We start from the raw sequence: 18,786 nt of genomic DNA on the forward strand, positions 1-18,786 counted from the left end.
CGCCGGGACCATCCTGGCGTGCGGTGTGTCGTATCATTCGGCGGACGAGCGGACTTCCGGCTAATAAGGAAGCCTTTCGGTTCGACCGCGCGATCGACTGGCGCCCGAATCGAGATTTCGGCGTGCACGACGCTCTCGGGCGATCGTGGACAAAGGGAGGCAATGACAAAGCATGGCCACTGAAGTGCAAGGGACGGAAGCTGTCATGGACGATGGCGAAGGCGTGCGTCGTCGCGACTTCATCAACATCGCAGCCGTGAGTTTCGCTGGTGTTGGCGGTCTCGCCGTTCTGTATCCGCTGATTACCCAGATGAGTCCGAGTGCGGACGTGCTGGCGCAGGCGACGACGGAAGTCGATCTGTCGGCAATCCAGGCCGGCCAGGCGATCAAGACGGTGTTCCGCTCGCAGCCGCTGTTCGTGCGGCATCTGACGGACAAGGAAATTGCCGAGGCGGACGCTGTCAACGTCTCCACCCTGCGCGATCCCCAGACGCTGGAAGAGCGCACGGTCGACGGCAAGAAGCAGTGGCTGATCACCATGGGCGTGTGCACCCATCTGGGTTGCGTGCCGCTCGGTGCCGGCGAGGGTGAGAACCGGGGCGAGTTCGGCGGTTATTTCTGCCCGTGCCACGGTTCGAGCTATGATACTGCCGCGCGCATCCGCAAGGGGCCTGCGCCGAAGAACCTCGTGGTTCCGCAGTATAAGTACACCTCCGATACCGCCATTCTCGTAGGCTGAGGATAAAGATAATGAGCTTTCCCTGGGCTGAGCATTACACGCCGAAGCATCCCGTGATGAAGTGGGTGGATGAGCGCTTGCCGCTCCCGCGCTTCGTCTACAACGCCGTCGGCGGCGGCTATGAAGTGCCGCGCAACCTCAACTATTTCTGGAACTTCGGTGTCCTCGCGGGCGTCGCGCTGACGATCCAGCTGATCACCGGCATCATCCTCGCCATGCACTATGCGGCTAATGCCGGCGTGGCGTTCGATAGCGTCGAGCACATCATGCGCGATGTGAACTCGGGCTGGCTGCTGCGTTATGCGCACGCCAACGGCGCGAGCTTCTTCTTCATCGTCGTCTATCTCCACATTTTCCGCGGCCTCTATTACGGATCGTACAAGGCGCCGCGCGAAATGGTGTGGCTGCTCGGCGTGGTCATCTTCCTGCTGATGATGGCGACCGCGTTCATGGGCTATGTGCTCCCCTGGGGTCAGATGAGCTTCTGGGGCGCTCAGGTGATTACCGGCCTCTTCGCCGCCATTCCGGTGGTGGGTGAGCCGATCCAGACCTGGCTGCTCGGCGGCTTCGCGCCTGGCAATGCCGCGCTCAACCGCTTCTTCTCGCTCCACTATCTGCTGCCCTTCGTGATTGCGGGTGTCATCATCCTGCACATCTGGGCGCTGCACATTCCCGGCTCGTCCAACCCGACCGGCGTGGAAGTGAAGGGGCCGCAGGATACGGTGCCGTTCCATCCCTACTATACGGCGAAGGACGGTTTCGGCCTCGGCGTGTTCCTCATCCTCTTCGCGCTGGTGTTGTTCTTCGCGCCGAATTCGATGGGCCACCCGGACAACTATATCCAGGCCAACCCGCTTTCGACGCCGGCGCACATCGTGCCTGAATGGTACTTCTGGCCGTTCTACGCCATTTTGCGCGCCTTCACGATGGATCTGGTGATCCCGTTCACCGGTATCGTGCTGGTTCCCGCGAAGCTCCTCGGCGTGATGGCGATGTTCTCGTCCATTCTGCTGCTGTTCTTCCTGCCGTGGATCGACACCTCGCCGGTCCGCTCGGGCAACTACCGCCCGCTGTTCAAGAAGTTCTGGTGGCTGCTCATTCTGGACGTGCTCGTGCTCGGCTATTGCGGCGGTGCACCGGCGGAAGAGCCCTATGTCATGATCAGCCAGATCGCTTCGGCTTATTATTTCGCGCACTTCCTGATCATCTTGCCGATCATTGCGTCCATCGAGCGGCCGCTGCCGCTTCCCGGTTCGATTACCGAAGCGGTGCTGGCCAAGGGCAAGTTCGAGGGAGAACAGTCTGCACCTCCGGGCATGGGCAGCGATACCCAGCCCACCGGCGCAGCTTAATTAAGGGGTCCGTCAATGGTTCGTGTCCTGGCCTTCCTTGTCGGCCTGTTTTTCTCCGGCATGCTGCTGCTCAGCTTCATCTGGGGTGGGGTCGCTTATGTGAGCGAGCCGCCGCAGCCCACGGCTGAGAAGGAGTTCCACCTCCACCCCGAGAAGGCTGGCTTCAGCTTTGAAGGGCCGTTCGGCAAATTCGATCGTGCGCAGTTGCAGCGCGGCTTCCAGGTCTACACGGAAGTCTGCTCGGCCTGTCACTCGATCCATCAGGTGGCGTTCCGCAGCCTCGCCGACCTTGGCTATAATGAAGCCGAGATCAAGGCGATCGCCGCAGCGCGTCAGGTGCCGTCGATCGACCCCAGCACGGGTGAACCCAGCACGCGTCCGGGCGTGCCGGCGGACAAGTTCCCGCTGGTCTACCCGAACAGCGTGGCTGCCGCTGCCGCCAACAACAACGCCATTCCGCCGGATCTTTCGCTGATCGCGAAGGCCCGTCATGACGGTGCGAACTATGTTCATGCGCTGCTGACCGGTTATCGTGAGCAGCCGGCCGAACTGCTGCGCAAGTTCCCCGACGCGAAGACGCCGGAAGGGCTGCACTACAACCCGTACTTCGCGAACCTCAATCTCGCGATGGCGCCGCCGCTGACGGCCGAAGGTCAGGTCACTTATGGCGAGGGTCAGCCCAAGCCGACCGTCGACCAGATGGCCACGGACGTCGCTGCCTTCCTGATGTGGACGGCCGAGCCGAAGATGGAAGCGCGCAAGAGCACCGGCATCGCCGTGGTGATCTTCCTGCTGTTCGCGACGGTGCTGGCTTACATGTCGTACCAGAACATCTGGGCGAACAAGAAGCACTGAGGGTTCCTGCCCGGGTCGGCAGGCCCAACGAGATAAGAAAAAGGGCGGATCGCAGGATCCGCCCTTTTTTATGTGCCGATGGATATTGGAGATGGCGCTTGCGTCAGGCGCTGCTGCGCAAGACCAGGGTCGTTGCGTCGGAGTTGGCGCCTCTCAGGCGAGGAAATCGCGAGCCCAGCTCTTGAGATCGCCGCCCATGGCATCGTCGCGGCAAGCGAGCGCGAAATTGGCTTGGGCGAAGCCGAGCTTCGAGCCACAGTCGAAACGCTCGCCATCGAAGGTCACGCCGTGGAAGGGCTGCTGGCCGATCAGCTTCGCCATGGAATCGGTGAGCTGCACTTCGCCGCCAGCCCCAGCCTCTTGCGTCGCCAGCAGGGCCATGACCTCGGGCTGCAGAATATAGCGGCCGGGCAGCATCAGGTTGGAAGGCGCCGTGCCCAGCGCCGGCTTCTCGACCAGGCCCCGGACCTCTGTCAGCACGCCGTCGCGGGCGCCCGGATCGATAACGCCATAGCTGGGCGTTTCGTCCATCGGGACTTCCAGTGCGCAGACCAGATTGCCGCCGACTTTCTCATATTGCTCGATCATTTGGGCCAGACATCCCTTCTCACGGCCGACGAGAAGCTCGTCCGGCAGGATGATGGCAAAGGGCTCATCGCCGACAATATCACGCGCGCACCAGATCGCATGGCCAAGGCCACGGGGTTCCTGCTGCCTCACGAAGATCGCATTGCCGGGCGTCAGGCGCGTGCCTTCCAGCGCGGCAACGCTCTTGCCGCGGTCGGCCTGCGTCCGCTCCAGCTCGAAGGCGATATCGAAATGGTCCTCGATGGCGCCCTTGCCGCGCCCGGTGACGAATATCATCGTCTCGATGCCGGCTTCCAGCGCTTCATCGACGGCATATTGGATCAGCGGGCGATCGACGACAGGAAGCATTTCCTTCGGCACCGCCTTGGTGGCGGGCAGGAAGCGAGTGCCAAGCCCGGCGACCGGGAAGACAGCTTTGCGTATCGTCAAATGAACCCCCTGATTGCTCTGTCAGTCGTGGACGTGCCTATCGAGCATTAAGGTAAAGATACCGCATATTGTTCGATTGGCCGCCCCAAAGGCCGGATGAAAAGCCCACATTTGGTGGGGGCATCCATCCAGGCCGAGGTCAGAACGGTCGGTACGAAACTCGGTTCCGCCGAATTACCGACCGACGGCCGTGTAGGAGAAGCCGGCCTCCTCGACCAGATCGCGCGGGTAGAGGTTGCGCAGATCGATCATCACCGGCGTCTTCAGCAGCGACTTGATGCGTGCGAGATCGAGCGCGCGGAAGGCGTCCCACTCAGTGATGAACACCAGCGCATCGGCGCCGGCCATCGTGTCATAGGCATTGCCGAAATAGGTGACGTCGCGCAGCACCAGCTTGGCCTGCTCCATGCCCTCGGGATCATGGGCGTGGATCTCGGCGCCCGCGTCCTGCAGCGTCTCGATGATCGCGATGGCGGGCGAATCGCGCATATCGTCCGTATTCTGCTTGAAGGTGAGGCCGAGCACAGCGATGGTTTTGCCACGCACTTCCCCGCCCATCGCCTGAATGACCTTGCGGCCCATGGCGCGCTTGCGCGAATCGTTCACGGCGACGACCGTTTCGACGATCCGCTGCGGCGCCTCATAATCCTGCGCGGTCTTCAACAGAGCGAGGGTGTCCTTGGGGAAGCAGGAGCCGCCAAAGCCGGGGCCAGGGTGCAGGAACTTGGCGCCGATGCGATTATCCAGGCCAATGCCCCGCGCGACTTCATGCACGTCCGCGCCCACCTTCTCGCACAGGTCGGCGATCTCGTTGATGAAGGTGATCTTGGTCGCGAGAAAGGCGTTGCCGGCATATTTGGTCAGCTCGGCACCGCGCCGGCTCATCTCGATCACCGGTGAGCGGCCGATGACGAGAGGGCGATAAATTTGCCGCATCACGTCCAGCGCCCGGCGATCATCGCCGCCGATCACGACGCGGTCGGGGCGCTTGAAGTCATCGATTGCCGCGCCTTCGCGCAGGAACTCCGGGTTGGAGATTACGGCAAAATCGGCGTCGGGGTTGGTCTCCCGGATGATCCGCTCGACCTCGTCGCCAGTGCCGACGGGCACGGTGGACTTGTCGACCACCACGGTGAAGCGCTTGAGGAACGGCGCGATTTCCGCGGCCGCGCCGTACACATAGCTCAGGTCCGCATGGCCATCGCCGCGCCGCGAGGGCGTGCCGACGGCGATGAAGATCGCATCGGGGTCGGCGAGGGCGTCTGCCGCTTGCGTCGTAAAGGACAGCCGGCCGGCCGCGACATTGCTGGCGACGAGATGATCGAGGCCGGGTTCGAAGATGGGGATGCGGCCTTCCTGGAGGGCGGTGATCTTCGCCTCGTCCTTGTCGAAACAGATGACGTCATGGCCGAAATCCGCGAAGCACGCGCCAGAGACGAGGCCCACATACCCCGAGCCGATCATTGTAATTCTCACAGGAATACGCCCTTTTTGCCGTAATCACGGTGGATGCGCCGGCAGCCCGACGCCGCCAACAGGCGCAAGGCCTATTTAAAACTGGGCTTCAACACCAGCCAAACATAGGCCACCACGCCGACCAGCAGCAAAATCCCGGCGGCATGCATGACCATGCTGTCATGCTCGATCGCATAATTGCCGGCCTGGTTGGCAATGGCGCAGCCAAGCGCCGGCGGCAGATAGTCGATCATCCGGTCTGGCGGATTTTCCATCGAGGAACGCTGGAGGAACAGCACGATGATGCCAGCAAATATCGCCAGAGAGAGCCAGTCATAAACTGTTTCCATGCAGTCTTCTCCCGTCAGGCGGCACAATTTTGATCGCAGGATCGATCGGTCCGAAACCGCTAATTTTTCTGAAATGAAAACGCAAAGCGATTCACGATCTTTTCGTCCTATGGCTGCATAATCCCGCCATGCCAAAATGGTTCAGGCTCGGGACCGGCCGAAAATGGTCGCCTTGCATTGTGAAGATGATGCGTTACCTCGGAGCGCCCGTCCGGGCACAGGCATGGAGTGTTGCTATTGCGTAAGGGAATCATTCTGGCAGGCGGATCGGGCACGAGGCTGTATCCGCTGACGAAGGCCGTCTCCAAGCAGCTCATGCCGGTCTACGACAAGCCGATGATCTATTATCCGCTCTCGGTGCTGATCATGGCGGGCATTCGGGAGATCATGATCATCACCACGCCGCATGATCAGGCGGCATTCCAGGCCTTGCTGGGCGACGGGAGCGCACTGGGTCTCGACCTGCATTATGCCGTGCAGCCAGAGCCCCGTGGCCTGGCGCAGGCTTATCATATCGGTGCGGATTTCATCGGCACGGACCCCTCCGCGCTGATCCTCGGCGACAACATCTTCTATGGGCATGGTCTCACCGACCTATTGCAGGCCGCCAATGCCCGCGACCATGGCGCGACGGTGTTCGGCTATAATGTCAGCGACCCGACAGCCTATGGCGTCGTCTCCTTCGATGCCGACGGGAAGGCGCAGACGATCGAGGAAAAGCCCGCGCAGCCCAAATCCAATTATGCCGTGACCGGTCTTTATTTCTACGACGGGCAGGCGGTGGAGCGTGCGGCCGGGCTGGCGCCTTCAGCCCGGGGCGAGCTGGAGATTACCGATCTCAATCGCGTCTATCTGGAAGCCGGCGAGCTGAATGTCGAGCTCATGGGGCGCGGCTATGCCTGGCTCGATACCGGGACGCACGGCTCGCTGACGGACGCCGCCAATTATGTCCGGATCACGGAGGAGCGGCAGGGCCTCAAAATCTGTTGCCCTGAGGAGTTGTGCTGGCGCATGGGCTTTATCGATGATGCGCAACTGCTGCGCGTCGCCGAGCCGCTGCGCAAGTCCGGCTATGGCGAGTATCTCCTCAAGCTGCTGGACGGCAAAGCCTGATGAACCTCATAGAAACGGCCATTGATGGCGTCTTCATCATCGAGCCAAAGGTTTTCGGCGATGAGCGCGGCTTCTTTCTGGAAAGCTGGAACGCGCGGGCGTTCAAGGATGCCGGGCTCGATATCGACTTCGTGCAGGACAATCACAGCCGCTCCTCGCGCGGGGTGCTGCGCGGGCTGCACTATCAGCAGCCTGGCCCACAGGGGAAGCTGGTGCGGGTCACGGCCGGCGCGGTCTTCGATGTCGCTGTGGATATGCGCCGGTCCTCGCCGACCTTCGGCAAATCGGTGGGCGTCGAACTGAGCGCGGCCAACAAGCGGATGCTCTGGGTGCCCGAAGGCATGGCGCACGGGTTCCTTTGCTTGGAGGATGGCACGGACTTTCTCTACAAGTGCCGCGGCTTTTACGATCCCAGCCATGAGCACAGCCTGCTGTGGAACGACCCGGCGCTCGGCATCGACTGGCCATTGGGGGACATCGTACCGCAGCTTTCGGCCAAGGACATGGCGGGCAAGCCGCTGGCGGATGCGGTGACCTTCCCGTGAAGGTCATCATCACGGGGGCCGGCGGTCAGCTCGGCCAGGCGCTGCAGCGATGCGCGCCCGAGGATGCGGACATTGTCGCGCTGGACCGGGCCGCGCTGGATATCGGGGACGCGGCGGCGGTTTCGGCCTGCGTCGCCGAGGTTCAACCCGCGCTCATACTCAATGCGGCCGCCTATACGGCCGTGGACAAGGCAGAGGGCGAACGCGATCTTGCCTGGCGGATCAACGCGGATGGGCCGGCCAACCTGGCGCGGGCAGCGGCTTCGAGCGGCGCGACCCTTGTGCATGTCTCGACCGATTTCGTGTTCGACGGCACACAGGGCACGCCCTATCGGCCGGACAGCCCCGTTGCACCGCTGGGTGTCTATGGAGCCAGCAAACGGGCAGGGGAGGAGGCGGTGCTTGCGGCGTCTCCGCAAGCCCTCATCGTGCGGACGGCCTGGGTCTATGGCGACACCGGCCATAATTTCGTGCGGACGATGCTGCGCCTGATGGCGGAGCGGGACGAGGTCCGGGTGGTCGCCGACCAGATCGGCACGCCGACTTATGCCGCCGGGCTGGCCGACGTCTTCTGGCGGTTGCAAACCGCAGGGGCAAGCGGCCTCCATCACTGGACCGACAGTGGCGCGGCGAGTTGGTATGATTTTGCCGTGGCGATTCAGGAGGAAGCGGTCGTGCTCGGCCTGCTGAACCGGGCCGTTCCGATCGTGCCGATCAGCACCCGCGATTATCCTACGCCGGCGCAAAGACCCTCTTATTCGGTTCTGGACAAGAGCAGCACCGTTGCGCACATCGGCGCACCCGCGCCGCATTGGCGCGTCCATCTTCGTGACATGCTCGGAGTGATCAAGGCGAATGGCTAATCTGCTCGTCACCGGCGGTGCCGGCTTCATCGGCGCGAACTTCGTGCATTATTGGCGCACCCATCATGCCAGCGACGTTGTCACGGTTCTGGATGCGCTCACTTATGCGGGCAATCCAGCCAATCTCGATGGCCTGAGCGATGTCGAACTGGTCGTGGGCGATATCTGCGATACGCCGCTGGTCGAGGATCTGCTGGCCCGCAAGCAGATCGACACCATCGTCCACTTCGCTGCCGAGAGCCATGTCGATCGCTCGATCACAGGGCCGGACGCCTTCGTGACAACCAATGTCATCGGCACGCACAGCCTGCTCAAGGCTGCGCGCAAGCTGTGGCTTGATACCGGCACGGGCCGTCCGCACCGCTTCCATCATGTCTCGACCGACGAGGTGTATGGCTCGCTCGGGCCGAACGATCCGGCGTTCAGCGAGACCACCGCTTATGCGCCCAACTCGCCCTATTCGGCCAGCAAGGCGGGTTCGGACCATCTGGTGCGGGCCTATCACCACACTTATGGCCTTGAGGTCACGACGAGCAATTGCTCGAACAATTATGGCCCTTATCAGTTTCCCGAGAAGCTGATCCCGCTGTTCCTGCTCAACTGCCTCTATGGCCGAAATCTTCCGATCTACGGCGACGGCATGAATGTGCGCGACTGGCTGCATGTCGAGGACCATTGCCACGGCATCGAGAAGGTTTTGCAGGTCGGGCGACCGGGCGAGACCTATAATATTGGCGGCGGTCAGGAACTGCCCAATCTCACCGTTATCGAGGAGATTTGCGCGACGGTGGATCGCGCCTTCGCTGCCGATCCGCAACTTGCCCAGCGCTTCCCCGACGCGCCCGCCGCGCGGGGACAGGCGTCCGAGACGCTGAAGACCTTCGTCACCGATCGCGCTGGGCACGACCGGCGCTACGCGATTGACGAAACCAAGGCGCGCTCGGAACTGGGCTATGCGCCACGCCGCACCTTCAGTGAAGGCTTCGCGCAGACGCTGGACTGGTATCTTCGCAATGAGCAGTGGTGGCGGCCGTTGCTTGAGAAGGCCGCTGCTGGCCAGTGACGGGGGGCGGATCTCGGATCCGCGCGACCCTTCGGATCGCTGAGCCCTCTCTCAGCTTCGACCAGGCAGCACGCTGCCAAGTCTGCGCATCCCTCTCCCTCAGAGGGAGAGGGTTGGAGTGCAGCGCTATCGGCCTTTGATCGAACTCATGACGTCGGCCTGACGCCCGACGAGCCGGCCCACCACCCTCGTCACCCCGGGCTTGACCCGGGCCCCGCTAGGCTTCTTGCGGGGGAGGGAGTTTCAACCAAACCGTGCATTCGAGCGCCGGAATGTAATTGAGCATTAGGAAGCTGGACCCCGGGTCAAGCCCGGGGTGACGGTGGGGAACTGGGGGCACTCTAGCCCCTTTAGCGAGGACAGTCCTTCCAGTGCGACCAGTCAGGCAGCGCGGGATGCGTGAACCTGCCTCGCCGTTCAGTCTTCCTTGCTGAAGTAATCCGTATATTTGCCGTAACCGCCGTAGGAATAACCATAGGGGTCGGTCACGCCGCCATCGTAGCGGTTGAGGACGGAACCGAGGCATTCGGCGGGGTCGAGCAGGCGGATCGAATCGGTGACCTGCTTCTGGTTGGTCCGGCCCTGTTCGATCACCATCAGATAAGCATCGACATGGCCGGCGATCACCATGGCGTCGTCATTGGCGAACACGGGCGGCATGTCGAAGAGGATGATCGTATCGTCATCCAGCGTGCGCAGGGCTTTGACGAACCGGTCGAAGCGGTCGCCGGCGAGCAGCGGCATGCTGTCGAGATCGTTCGAATAGCAGGGGTAGAGCGTGAGGTTGGTGCCTTCGACATGGCGGCCGATCTTGCGCAGATCGTCGGTTTCGCCGGCGAGGAAGCGCTCCAGGCCGACTTCGCCCACCAAGCCGAAATTCTGCGCGAGCGAGGCCCGGCGAATGTCGAGGTCGAACACGAGGACCTGCTTGCCGGGCAGGCGGCTCAGCGTGGCGGCAAGATTGGCGGTCAGGAACGACTTGCCGGCACCGGGAGCCGGGGAGGTGACCCCGATGATCCGGTGCGCGCCCGCTGCCATCCGCTTGACCACCTGCGAGCGCAGCAGGCTGAACGGGCGGGAGGCAAGGTGCCGGTTGCTGAACGCCACGACATGTTGGGCTTCGAGAAGCTTCGGGTCGGGCGTGAACAGCGCCGTCTCGTTGGGCGCGGGAATGCGGAAAGGCGCGCCCTGCAGGGCCGATGGCGCAAGCTGATCAGACAATGCTCAAACTCCTTGGATACAGTGCGCGCGGATCAGTCGTCGTCATCATCGTCATCGGGCTTCGTGCGGCCTTTGCGCCCGCCAAAGGGCCACAGGCGCTTCAAACCGCGCTGCTGCTGCTCGGCCCGCGACATGATCGTGGGAATGACCACTAGCGGCAACGCACCGGTCGCTTGCAGGACGGCGTCAGCGCCACGGATCGGCCGCGTGAGCATTTCGATCAGGAAGATCAGGCCAAAGCCGAGACCCAAGCCTGCGAAGGCGCCGAGCAGGATGATCTTCGGGCGATTGGGCGAATAGGGATCGTCCGGCACCACCGGCGGGTCGATCACGGAAAGACGCTCGCCCTGCTGCTCGTCCTCGGCACGCTTGCCAGCCTTGGCGTTCATCAGCTGGTTGGACACCTTCTGATATTGCTCGTTGAGGCCCGTCATGCGCTGTTGCAGCTGCGCCAGTTCCTGCTGCACCACCGGCGCGCGAATCTGGGCGCTCAGAATGGAGGCGCTGCGGCCTTCTTCGGCGGCACGCGCCGATTCAAGGCGGGAAATCTCGCGATTATTGGCGGCGATCTGCGCGGAAATAGCGGAAGTCGGGATGCGCGACTGATTGGATTTCGCCAGCTCCCGCGCCTCGGCGAGCCGCTGCTTGGCCAGAACCACGTCCGGATGCTGCTCGGTGTAACGCGCCCGGGCGGTGGCCACAGCGGCTTCCGCTTCGGCGATCACCGGATCGCGGTCAGCCGCGCTCTGCGTGAGTTCACGCTGCGCCTGCAATTGCGCATTGGCGGACTGGAGCGCGGCGATGCGGCTGTCGATGCCGATGGTGCCGCCGCCGGTCGTCGCCATGGTGCTGCTGGCCAGCGTGAGGCCGTTCTTCAGCTGGATGTCGGCGATCTGCTTGTCCAGCGCGGCGATCTGCGTCTGCAAATCGGCCTGCTGGTCAGTGAGGAACTGAATGGTGTTCACCGATTGCGCCGCCGAGGTGCTGGCGTCCAGCTGCAGCACCTGGTCGGTCAGCGCCTGGGCGACGGCCTGGGCCTTCACCGGGTCGGAATAGTTGAAGCTCATCGAGAAGGCGATGGTGCTGCGCCGCCCGCCATTGGCGGCCTGAATGTCCGCTGTGACCGGTTCGATGGCAATCGCTTCGCGCATCGTAGTGATGACTTCGGAGAGCGACTGGGTCCGCAACTCGGTCTGGTACAGCCCGTTCCTCTGGATGAGTTCCACCAACTGCGGACGGCTGAGGACCTGCTGGCGAATGCGCGCCATGCGCTGGTCGACAACGCTCGTGCCGTCGGCGCTGCGGGGATCGCCCGCCACATCCTCGGGAAGAAGCGAGGCCTCGACCAGCAGAACCGCCTTGGACTGGTACTGCACCGGCAGAAGGAATGCCGTGGCGATGCCGGCCAGGAGCAGCAGGAGGGCGGGCACGATGACCAGCCATTTGCGCTGCATAAGAATCGTCGGGATATGCGGCAGGAACGATGCCCCGCCGGACTCCTCAGCCGTGTCGTAATTGGCGTGGACGTTGTTCATCAGTTCTGACCGAGCCTGTACCGCAATCCAACGAGTCCGTGGATGTTTGCGTTGCGTGAGACGAGCGAGCTATATGTGTCACTATAGGTTACCGAAATGACAGCAGACAGCCGAGGACGTAGCAAACGCTCGTAACCGACGCTCGCCCGCGCATAATCGCTGTCATTGCCGCCGGTTCCCACAAGGCTGCTCGACCGGGAATAAGAGGCGCTGGCGTTGAAGCTGCTACGCTGATCGATCTTGTAATTGTACAGCGCGCCGATGGCCGTGACTCGCGAGGAGCCGGCGATCGACGAGGGGGAAACCCCGTGCGAGCCCGTGAGGCAGAAACTCGTGCGATCGCCTTCACGGCACAGATCTGCCGAGGCGTAGAAGGACGTGTTGTTGATCGACACGGCAGGGAATTGCGTCTCGCTGAAGGTCAAGCCCGCCGCGAGTTTCAGGCTCAACCGGGGCGCCAGCCGCGTGTTGAGCTGGGCGGTCGGCGTATATTGGGTCGTCTTACCGAAGGCGGGATCGAGATAGTCGCTGCGAGCCGCATTGAAGCCCACACCCACAGAGGTGTTTGCGCCGATTGCGCGCATGTAGGTCAAGCCGCCGCCGTAGGTGTCATATTCCTTGGAGAGGCCCATATTGTCCGGGAACCGCACGCGCGTGCCGTTGGCTGACACGTTGAGCGTGTCGCGGGGCGAGAGGGTGAAGCCGAAGCCAAGCTGGCCGGAGAACACGTCGGACCGCTGGCGATAGTTCACGCTGCCGCTCGGATCGACGATGATCGGGGCGCCAGGATCGACCGGCCCGCCCACGATCGGATCGTAGACCGGGTACAGGCCGTTGCGCACATAGCTGGAGTAGGAAAGACCTGCAGTCAGCGAGGTCAACGGGCTGATCTGGCGGCTGATGTTGCCGGAAAGGCCGTAATCGGTGGTGCCGTCGTAGAGCCGCGAATATTCCGTATGCGTCACTGATCCGCGCAACTGGGTCGTGCCCGTCGGCGAATTGATCGTGACGGTGGGAGCGAAGCTGCCGGCCAGCGTGGCAGCGGCGCTATCGCCGCCCACCGTGCCATAGGGATTGCTGGCGACACCGCCGGTGACGCCAAGATCTGCGCCAATGCGGGTGTCAGCCTGCGCGGCGCTGCCGAGCATGAGGGCGGCGATGGCTGCCGAGCCGATCAGCTTCGTCTTATTCATGGAACGATCACCGTGTCGCCGGTCTGGATCTGGGGAATGGCGCGGGCGGCCTCTTCGGAAAGATTGCCCTTCATCGCGCCGCCGAGCCGGAAGCGCAGCGCGGACAGCTCATTGCCGTTCTTGCGGATGATGGTGACGTTATCGAGATTGGCGAACTCGTCCGGTCCACCGGCCATGGCGATGGCCTCGACCAGGTTCACATAGCGACCCGGTGTGAACGAGCTGGGGCCGCGGACCCGGCCCACCACCGAGAAGGTGAAGCCCGAGGGCGTTTCGACCGAGACGGTCACCTGAGGGGGCTCGCCGCGATATTGGCTGGCCAGTCCGTTCGAGATCGCAGTCTGGACCTGCTCGGGCAGCATGCCCTGCGCGACGATGCGGCCGACCAGCGGGAAGGAGAAGCTGCCATCCGGAAGCACGCGGATCGAGCGCTGCAGACGCTCCTCGCCCCACACATAAACTTCGATCTGGTCGCCGGGGTTAATTGTATAGGGCCGGGCGACCTGATTGGATGCACCGCCTGCCGCAGCGGCGTTCTGCTGCGCCATCGCTGGCAGCGTTGCGACGGCGGCAAGAAGGCCCGCCATGGACCATGAAATTACGGGAAACCGCACGGTTGAGGATCCTTCTACTTGGCCGGGAATGCAGGCTTCATATACCAAAACCCTATGCCGTCACTACGTAAAAGCTGGGTTAATGATGTGGGGGCAATGGTTACTTTCGTTGCTTGCTGGGGTTAAGCCCTGTAACGCGACGCGGGTTGGGCGATATTCACGACAGGGCGATATGACCGGGTTTGGCAGGCTGACTTTCGCTCATGGCAGCGCCGCCCGTTTCGGCGGCAGAATGCCGAAGGCCTCGGGCAGAGGCCCATCGTCGAACGCTTTGGCAGCTTTGCTGATCCTTGCGGCCTTGGGCGGCTGCAAGAGCCCGAGCGAGCAGGCCGCCGAGCGGGCGCAGGCGGCGGAAGCGATGCTGCAGGCGGGTGACCTCGCCGGTGCCCAGCGGGCGATTGGCGAGGCGATCCGTCTGCGGGAAGATGGACCCAATTTCCAGCAATTGGCTGGCATGATTGCCTTGCAGTCGGGCGATCCTGCGGGGGCCTACCGGGCGTTCCAGAGGGCGCTGGAGTTCGATGCCACGAACCGCCTGGCCCTCGCCTATGTGGCGAATCTCGGCGTTCAGCTCGGGCAGATCGCAGATGCCGAAGCGGCAGCGGACCGACTGTTGACGCTGGAACCCGATGCCATGCCCGCGCTCCAGACGAAGGGCATGATCGCCCTGGCCCGCGAGCAACTGGACGATGCGATGTCCTATGCGGACCGGATTCTGGCGCGCTCGGCAACGGACGAGGCCGGCGTTATCGTGAAGGCGCGAGTGCTGGCGCGGCGCGGGCAGGCGGAAGAGGCCATCGCCCTGATCGACAACGCGTTGCGTGTCTCCGGCGATTCCTCGGCGCTGTTGACCAACAAGGTCAATCTGTACCGCTATCTCGGCAAGCCTGAGCCGATGGCGGAGGCGCTGGGCCGGCTGGTCGCGACCGGCAATGCCGGGACGGCCATGAAGCTGGACCGCATCAACCTGCTCTACAAGATGGGCCGGCTGCCGCAGGCCCGCGAGGCCAACCTGGCGCTGCTCCGCGAGGGTCTGCGAGAGCCGTCGGATTATGAGGTGCTCACCCGCATCTGGTGGGAGTTCGACCCCACGCCGCTGTCGCCCGACGTCGCGCGCGGGCCGACGGATTGGCGTGACCCGCTCGCCGTCCTGACGGTTTCGCGCTATCTGCTGGCGCGCGGAAATCGCGAGACGGCCAATCTGCTTTTGAATTCCGTGCCGGATGGGCGCGCCAAGGATTTGATCGCACCGCTCAAGCTGCGCCTGCTCATGGAAACCGGTAAGGATCAAGGAGTCGAGGGGCAGGTCGAATCGCTGCTCAAGCAGGATCCGGAGAATGTCGACGCGCTGCTGCTGCGCGCGCACTACGCCGCGAAAAGGGGCGACGTACGCGCTGCGCTGGAAGCGGCGCAGCTGGCGCTGGCGAACGATCCGCGCAATCCCGACGCCTATCAGGCCGTGGCGCAGCTTTATCGGGCGCGCGCCGAGAACTGGCGTGCCCGCCAGATCTACGAAGAGGGATTGAAGCAGATCCCCCAGAATTTTCCTCTGGTGCAATCTTATATGCAATATCTTCATGACTCGGGGGATAGGGCGCGGAGTATGTCGGTCGCGCGCAATTTTGCCCGGGCTTTGCCGTCGTCGGAAAAGGCGTGGAGCCTGCTCGTGGCGCAATGCGCGGCCATACAAGATGGGACCTGCGCGAGCGTGGCTCAGAATGGATTGGACAATGCCCGGACAGCCTATCTCGTGGATGATCCCCCAGGCAAACCGGCCGATCGCGGCCTGTTTGGTCGCTTTTGACACCGTTTTGTAATTCGGCGAACCATGATCAGCTTTCAGCGTCCTGCGCGTAACAAATATGTCCGCTTCACGTCCAACGTGTTGCGCTCGGGCGGTATCATCAATGATAGCCTGTGCTTCCTGCTGTCCTATCTGATCACGGTCGCCTTTTATCGCAGTTTCCTGGGCTATTATCTGGACGCGCGCCTGCATTCGACCGTCGTGGTCGTCATGGCGATCAACTTTTTCCTGATCCGGATTTCCCGGGACGCCTATTCCGGCTTCCGGGGGCAGGGCGATGATCTTGGCGGCAGCACATTCCTCGATTTCCTCGTGGCTTTGACGCTGACCGGATTCATCCTCGTCCAGTTTGGCAAAGGCGGCGATCTGTCGCTCCGCTTCGCGCTCGTCTTCTCGCTGGTCTGCCTGATCTTTCTAGTGTTTTCGCGCCTGTTGTTCCGGCAGCTCGTTCGCGTGGCGATGAAGCACAAGATCATCGGGCAGCGCGTGGCGATCTATGGCGCGGACCGGGAGGTGACGAGCCGGCTGCTGGAACTGCTGGAGATCGAGCGGCTGCCCCATATCAACATCGTTGGTTTTGCAGACGACCGGCGCTCTCGGGTCGAGACGGGTATGATCGGGCGATTTCCGTATCTGGGCGGGTTCGACGAGATGCTGGGCCTCGCGCAGCAGGGGATGCTGGACCAGGTGATCGTGGCGCTGCCTCTGGTGCGACAGGAGCGGCTCAACCAGATCATCGAGCAACTCAGTGCCGGCGCGATCGACATTTGCATCATGCCGCGCGAGTTTCTGGTGCTGCGGGATCGGTATAGCGTCAATTATATCGGCTCCCTGCCGGTGCTCAGCGTGTGGCAACTGCCGATGCGGGATTTCGACGGCGTTCTGAAGGAGATCCAGGATCGCCTTCTTGCGCTCATCGGCGTGATCGTTCTGGCGCCGCTGCTCATCCTCACCGCGCTCGCCATCCGGCTGGAGAGCAAGGGGCCGATCCTGTTCCGCCAGAAGCGCCTCGGCTTCAACAATCTGGAAATCGAGGTTCTCAAGTTCCGGTCGATGTATACCGATCGTCAGGATGTCAGTGGTGGCGAACGGACGCGAAAGGGCGATCCGCGGATCACCCGGGTGGGACGCATCATTCGTCGCACCAGCATCGACGAACTGCCGCAGTTGTGGAATGTGCTCAGGGGTGAGATGTCTCTGGTCGGGCCGCGGCCCCACGCCTTGGCGATGCGCGTCGGCGATGCCTATTATCACGACGCGGTCCGTGGATATGCGGCGCGGCATCGCGTGAAGCCCGGGATCACCGGCCTCGCGCAGGTTAGGGGCTTGCGCGGAGAGATCGATACGATCGAGAGAGCTAAGAAACGTGTCGAATATGACATCTATTACATTGAGAACTGGTCGCCCTTGCTTGATCTGCGGATCATCCTCGAGACTGTCGTGCGCCTGATCTGGGACAAGCATGCCTACTGAGGCTGTCCGCCAGCGTGAAGGGTCGTGCGAGCGGGCTGCCATGGCCGGCGCGTTGATGAGCGCGCTCAACTGCATCGCGCGGAGGGGATGAAGCGATGCAGGCGTTGATCGCTCAGAGCGTTCTCATCCTCTGGCCGCTGGTGGCTCTGGTCCTTTACATGACCATGTCGGCCGGACGGGCGACGATCTGGACGTTGCTCGCGGGCTATCTGCTGCTGCCGCGCGGGGTTGCGTTCGACCTTCCGGGCATTCCGGCCTTCGACAAGTCCACCATCCCGAGCCTCGCAGCGTTCGTGCTCGCGCTAGCCACCGCGCGGAGGGGTGAGTTCAAATGGCCGCACAGCAAGGCGCTGAACTTGCTGATGCTGGGCTTCGTCCTCACGCCCTTTGCCACGGCTCTGACCAACCGCGATTTCTACATGATCGGGAGCATGGCCTTCCCGGCGCTCGGTTTTAGAGAAGGCCTGTCCATGTCGGTCGGCCACGTGATCACGCTGGCGCCGTTCGTGCTCGGCGCCGGTCTGCTCGGCAATGAGCGTGGCCATCGGCAGATCCTGCTCGCGCTAGTGATCGGCGCGCTAGCTTATTCCATCCCAATCATGCTCGAAGTCAGGCTCAGTCCGTTTTTGCAGCGATGGGTCTATGGCATCGAAGACGCCGAATATTTCCTGCAACAGATGCGGTTCGGCGGCTTTCGCTCGATGGTGTTCCTCGGCCATGGCCTGCTGGTGTCCACGCTGCTCGGCATGGCACTTCTGGCCGCACTCGGCCTGATGAAGATGCGAATGAAGTTGTTCGGACTCCCGATGTCCCTCATCGCGGCTTATCTGGCGGGCATCCTGATCCTGAACAAATCCGTCGGCGCAGTCGTCCTGGTCGCCCTGCTGGCCCCGATGTTGCTGCTGCTCAAGCGGCGCATGTTCCTGATCGCAATCGCCGGGTTGGCCATGATGGTCGTGACCTATCCCGCCCTGCGCGGCGCCAATCTGCTGCCGTTGCAGGACATCGTACAGACCGCTGCCTCGTTGAGCGCCGAGCGGGCGGACTCCTTCGATTTCCGACTGAGGAATGAAGAACTGTTGCTCGACAGAGCGGAGCAGCGGCCATTGTTCGGATGGGGGACATTTGGTCGAAATCGTGTGATCGTGGTCGCGCATTGGGGCGGCACGCTCGATGTCGCGGTGACCGATGGCACATGGATCATCGTCATCGGCATGCTGGGCTGGGTCGGCTATGTGCTATTCTTCGGTTTGCTGTCCTATCCCTTCTGGCGCGCTTTCCGTTTGCGCCGCAGCGCGGTGCCGACAGCCAGTCTCGCGCTGGTGGCGGTCCACATGTACAATGTACTGGACTTGATCCCGAATTCGTCCATCCAGCCGATTACGTGGCTGGTCGCGGGAGCGATTGCCGGACTGCGCTTGGAAACGAGGCTCCGGAGAGGCCAGCGCGATGCCCAGCCAGTGGACGGGCCGTCCCGTGACATCCACCCGCCATCAAAGGCGTTGTCGCGAGCCTAGCAGCATGGTGTGCCGCTGATCGCCGCAGATGGAAACCTGTTGGTAGCTTTGCTCTTGGCAAAACCGAAAGATCGGTC

The 18,786-nt window shown here is 62.8% G+C and carries 17 protein-coding genes; 10 read left to right on the plus strand and 7 right to left on the minus strand.

The window, feature by feature from the left end:
- Window positions 1-172: 172 nt before the first annotated feature.
- The 3 genes from petA to M2343_RS00230 are packed head-to-tail and all read left to right on the plus strand — an operon-like array spanning window position 173 to window position 2,946.
- Entirely contained in the window at window positions 173-739 is a 567-nt protein-coding gene (petA, locus tag M2343_RS00220) for a ubiquinol-cytochrome c reductase iron-sulfur subunit (RefSeq protein WP_181560428.1), read from the plus strand.
- A gap of 11 nt (window positions 740-750) precedes the next feature.
- Window positions 751-2,091, plus strand: a complete 1,341-nt coding sequence (locus M2343_RS00225; protein WP_181560427.1) for a cytochrome b — start codon at window positions 751-753, stop codon at window positions 2,089-2,091.
- Window positions 2,092-2,106: 15 nt separating this feature from the next.
- Complete coding sequence (locus M2343_RS00230) at window positions 2,107-2,946, plus strand: cytochrome c1 (protein ID WP_181560426.1); 840 nt, start codon at window positions 2,107-2,109, stop codon at window positions 2,944-2,946.
- Window positions 2,947-3,099: 153 nt separating this feature from the next.
- Here the strand turns inward: M2343_RS00230 and M2343_RS00235 are convergent, their stop codons facing one another.
- The 3 genes from M2343_RS00235 to M2343_RS00245 form a co-directional block, all read right to left on the minus strand.
- Window positions 3,100-3,963 carry a UTP--glucose-1-phosphate uridylyltransferase gene (locus M2343_RS00235; protein WP_264575148.1) on the minus strand — a complete coding sequence of 288 codons (864 nt, stop codon included), beginning with the start codon at window positions 3,961-3,963 and terminating at the stop codon, window positions 3,100-3,102.
- A gap of 174 nt (window positions 3,964-4,137) precedes the next feature.
- On the minus strand, window positions 4,138-5,439 hold the full coding sequence (locus tag M2343_RS00240) for a UDP-glucose dehydrogenase family protein (protein WP_181560424.1): 1,302 nt from the start codon (window positions 5,437-5,439) through the stop codon (window positions 4,138-4,140).
- 71 nt (window positions 5,440-5,510) lie between these two features.
- Complete coding sequence (locus M2343_RS00245; protein WP_181560423.1) at window positions 5,511-5,768, minus strand: XrtV sorting system accessory protein; 258 nt, start codon at window positions 5,766-5,768, stop codon at window positions 5,511-5,513.
- Window positions 5,769-6,005: 237 nt separating this feature from the next.
- Between M2343_RS00245 and rfbA the strand changes: the two genes are divergently transcribed.
- Genes rfbA through rfbB form a run of 4 tightly spaced genes read left to right on the plus strand, consistent with a single transcriptional unit; the run spans window position 6,006 to window position 9,352 of the window.
- Complete coding sequence (rfbA, locus tag M2343_RS00250) at window positions 6,006-6,881, plus strand: glucose-1-phosphate thymidylyltransferase RfbA (protein ID WP_264575149.1); 876 nt, start codon at window positions 6,006-6,008, stop codon at window positions 6,879-6,881.
- A complete protein-coding gene (gene rfbC / locus M2343_RS00255) occupies window positions 6,881-7,426 on the plus strand; it encodes a dTDP-4-dehydrorhamnose 3,5-epimerase (RefSeq protein WP_264575150.1) in 546 nt (181 codons plus the stop codon). The genes rfbA and rfbC overlap by 1 nt, the downstream gene beginning before the upstream one ends.
- On the plus strand, window positions 7,423-8,289 hold the full coding sequence (gene rfbD, locus M2343_RS00260; RefSeq protein WP_264575151.1) for a dTDP-4-dehydrorhamnose reductase: 867 nt from the start codon (window positions 7,423-7,425) through the stop codon (window positions 8,287-8,289). Before rfbC ends, rfbD begins: the two co-directional genes overlap by 4 nt.
- Window positions 8,282-9,352 (plus strand): dTDP-glucose 4,6-dehydratase, encoded by a 1,071-nt coding sequence (gene rfbB / locus M2343_RS00265; RefSeq protein WP_264575152.1) that lies wholly within the window; start codon window positions 8,282-8,284, stop codon window positions 9,350-9,352. Before rfbD ends, rfbB begins: the two co-directional genes overlap by 8 nt.
- 417 nt (window positions 9,353-9,769) lie before the next feature.
- Here the strand turns inward: rfbB and M2343_RS00270 are convergent, their stop codons facing one another.
- From M2343_RS00270 to M2343_RS00285, 4 genes are read right to left on the minus strand one after another with little or no spacing between them, the layout of a single operon-like run.
- Window positions 9,770-10,573 (minus strand): CpsD/CapB family tyrosine-protein kinase, encoded by an 804-nt coding sequence (locus M2343_RS00270; RefSeq protein WP_264575153.1) that lies wholly within the window; start codon window positions 10,571-10,573, stop codon window positions 9,770-9,772.
- A gap of 32 nt (window positions 10,574-10,605) precedes the next feature.
- The gene (locus M2343_RS00275) at window positions 10,606-12,108 is read right to left on the minus strand and encodes a GumC family protein (protein WP_264571106.1); all 1,503 of its coding nucleotides are present in this window, start codon (window positions 12,106-12,108) and stop codon (window positions 10,606-10,608) included.
- Complete coding sequence (locus M2343_RS00280; RefSeq protein ID WP_264575154.1) at window positions 12,108-13,301, minus strand: hypothetical protein; 1,194 nt, start codon at window positions 13,299-13,301, stop codon at window positions 12,108-12,110. The genes M2343_RS00275 and M2343_RS00280 overlap by 1 nt, the downstream gene beginning before the upstream one ends.
- On the minus strand, window positions 13,298-13,915 hold the full coding sequence (locus tag M2343_RS00285) for a polysaccharide biosynthesis/export family protein (protein WP_264571104.1): 618 nt from the start codon (window positions 13,913-13,915) through the stop codon (window positions 13,298-13,300). Before M2343_RS00285 ends, M2343_RS00280 begins: the two co-directional genes overlap by 4 nt.
- A gap of 271 nt (window positions 13,916-14,186) precedes the next feature.
- Between M2343_RS00285 and M2343_RS00290 the strand changes: the two genes are divergently transcribed.
- The 3 genes from M2343_RS00290 (at window position 14,187) to M2343_RS00300 (ending at window position 18,709) form a co-directional block, all read left to right on the plus strand.
- Window positions 14,187-15,719, plus strand: a complete 1,533-nt coding sequence (locus M2343_RS00290) for a tetratricopeptide repeat protein (RefSeq protein ID WP_264603847.1) — start codon at window positions 14,187-14,189, stop codon at window positions 15,717-15,719.
- 24 nt (window positions 15,720-15,743) lie between these two features.
- Window positions 15,744-17,192, plus strand: coding sequence for an undecaprenyl-phosphate glucose phosphotransferase (locus tag M2343_RS00295; RefSeq protein ID WP_181560414.1), 1,449 nt, complete (start codon window positions 15,744-15,746; stop codon window positions 17,190-17,192).
- A gap of 95 nt (window positions 17,193-17,287) precedes the next feature.
- Window positions 17,288-18,709: a hypothetical protein gene (locus M2343_RS00300; RefSeq protein WP_264575156.1), complete on the plus strand. Its 1,422-nt coding sequence runs from the start codon at window positions 17,288-17,290 to the stop codon at window positions 18,707-18,709.
- Window positions 18,710-18,786: the final 77 nt, after the last annotated feature.

The sequence above is a fragment of the Sphingobium sp. B8D3B genome (assembly GCF_025961875.1).
Classification (GTDB): domain Bacteria; phylum Pseudomonadota; class Alphaproteobacteria; order Sphingomonadales; family Sphingomonadaceae; genus Sphingobium.

Excerpts from the sequence above, each read along its gene's own strand:
- petA (WP_181560428.1), top strand. The coding sequence starts at position 173 with ATGGCCACTGAAGTGCAAGGGACGGAAGCTGTCATGGACGATGGCGAA.
- M2343_RS00225 (WP_181560427.1), top strand. The coding sequence starts at position 751 with ATGAGCTTTCCCTGGGCTGAGCATTACACGCCGAAGCATCCCGTGATG.
- M2343_RS00230 (WP_181560426.1), top strand. The coding sequence starts at position 2,107 with ATGGTTCGTGTCCTGGCCTTCCTTGTCGGCCTGTTTTTCTCCGGCATG.
- M2343_RS00245 (WP_181560423.1), bottom strand. The coding sequence starts at position 5,768 with ATGGAAACAGTTTATGACTGGCTCTCTCTGGCGATATTTGCTGGCATC.
- rfbC (WP_264575150.1), top strand. The coding sequence starts at position 6,881 with ATGAACCTCATAGAAACGGCCATTGATGGCGTCTTCATCATCGAGCCA.
- rfbB (WP_264575152.1), top strand. The coding sequence starts at position 8,282 with ATGGCTAATCTGCTCGTCACCGGCGGTGCCGGCTTCATCGGCGCGAAC.
- M2343_RS00275 (WP_264571106.1), bottom strand. The coding sequence starts at position 12,108 with ATGAACAACGTCCACGCCAATTACGACACGGCTGAGGAGTCCGGCGGG.
- M2343_RS00280 (WP_264575154.1), bottom strand. The coding sequence starts at position 13,301 with ATGAATAAGACGAAGCTGATCGGCTCGGCAGCCATCGCCGCCCTCATG.
- M2343_RS00295 (WP_181560414.1), top strand. The coding sequence starts at position 15,744 with ATGATCAGCTTTCAGCGTCCTGCGCGTAACAAATATGTCCGCTTCACG.
- M2343_RS00300 (WP_264575156.1), top strand. The coding sequence starts at position 17,288 with ATGCAGGCGTTGATCGCTCAGAGCGTTCTCATCCTCTGGCCGCTGGTG.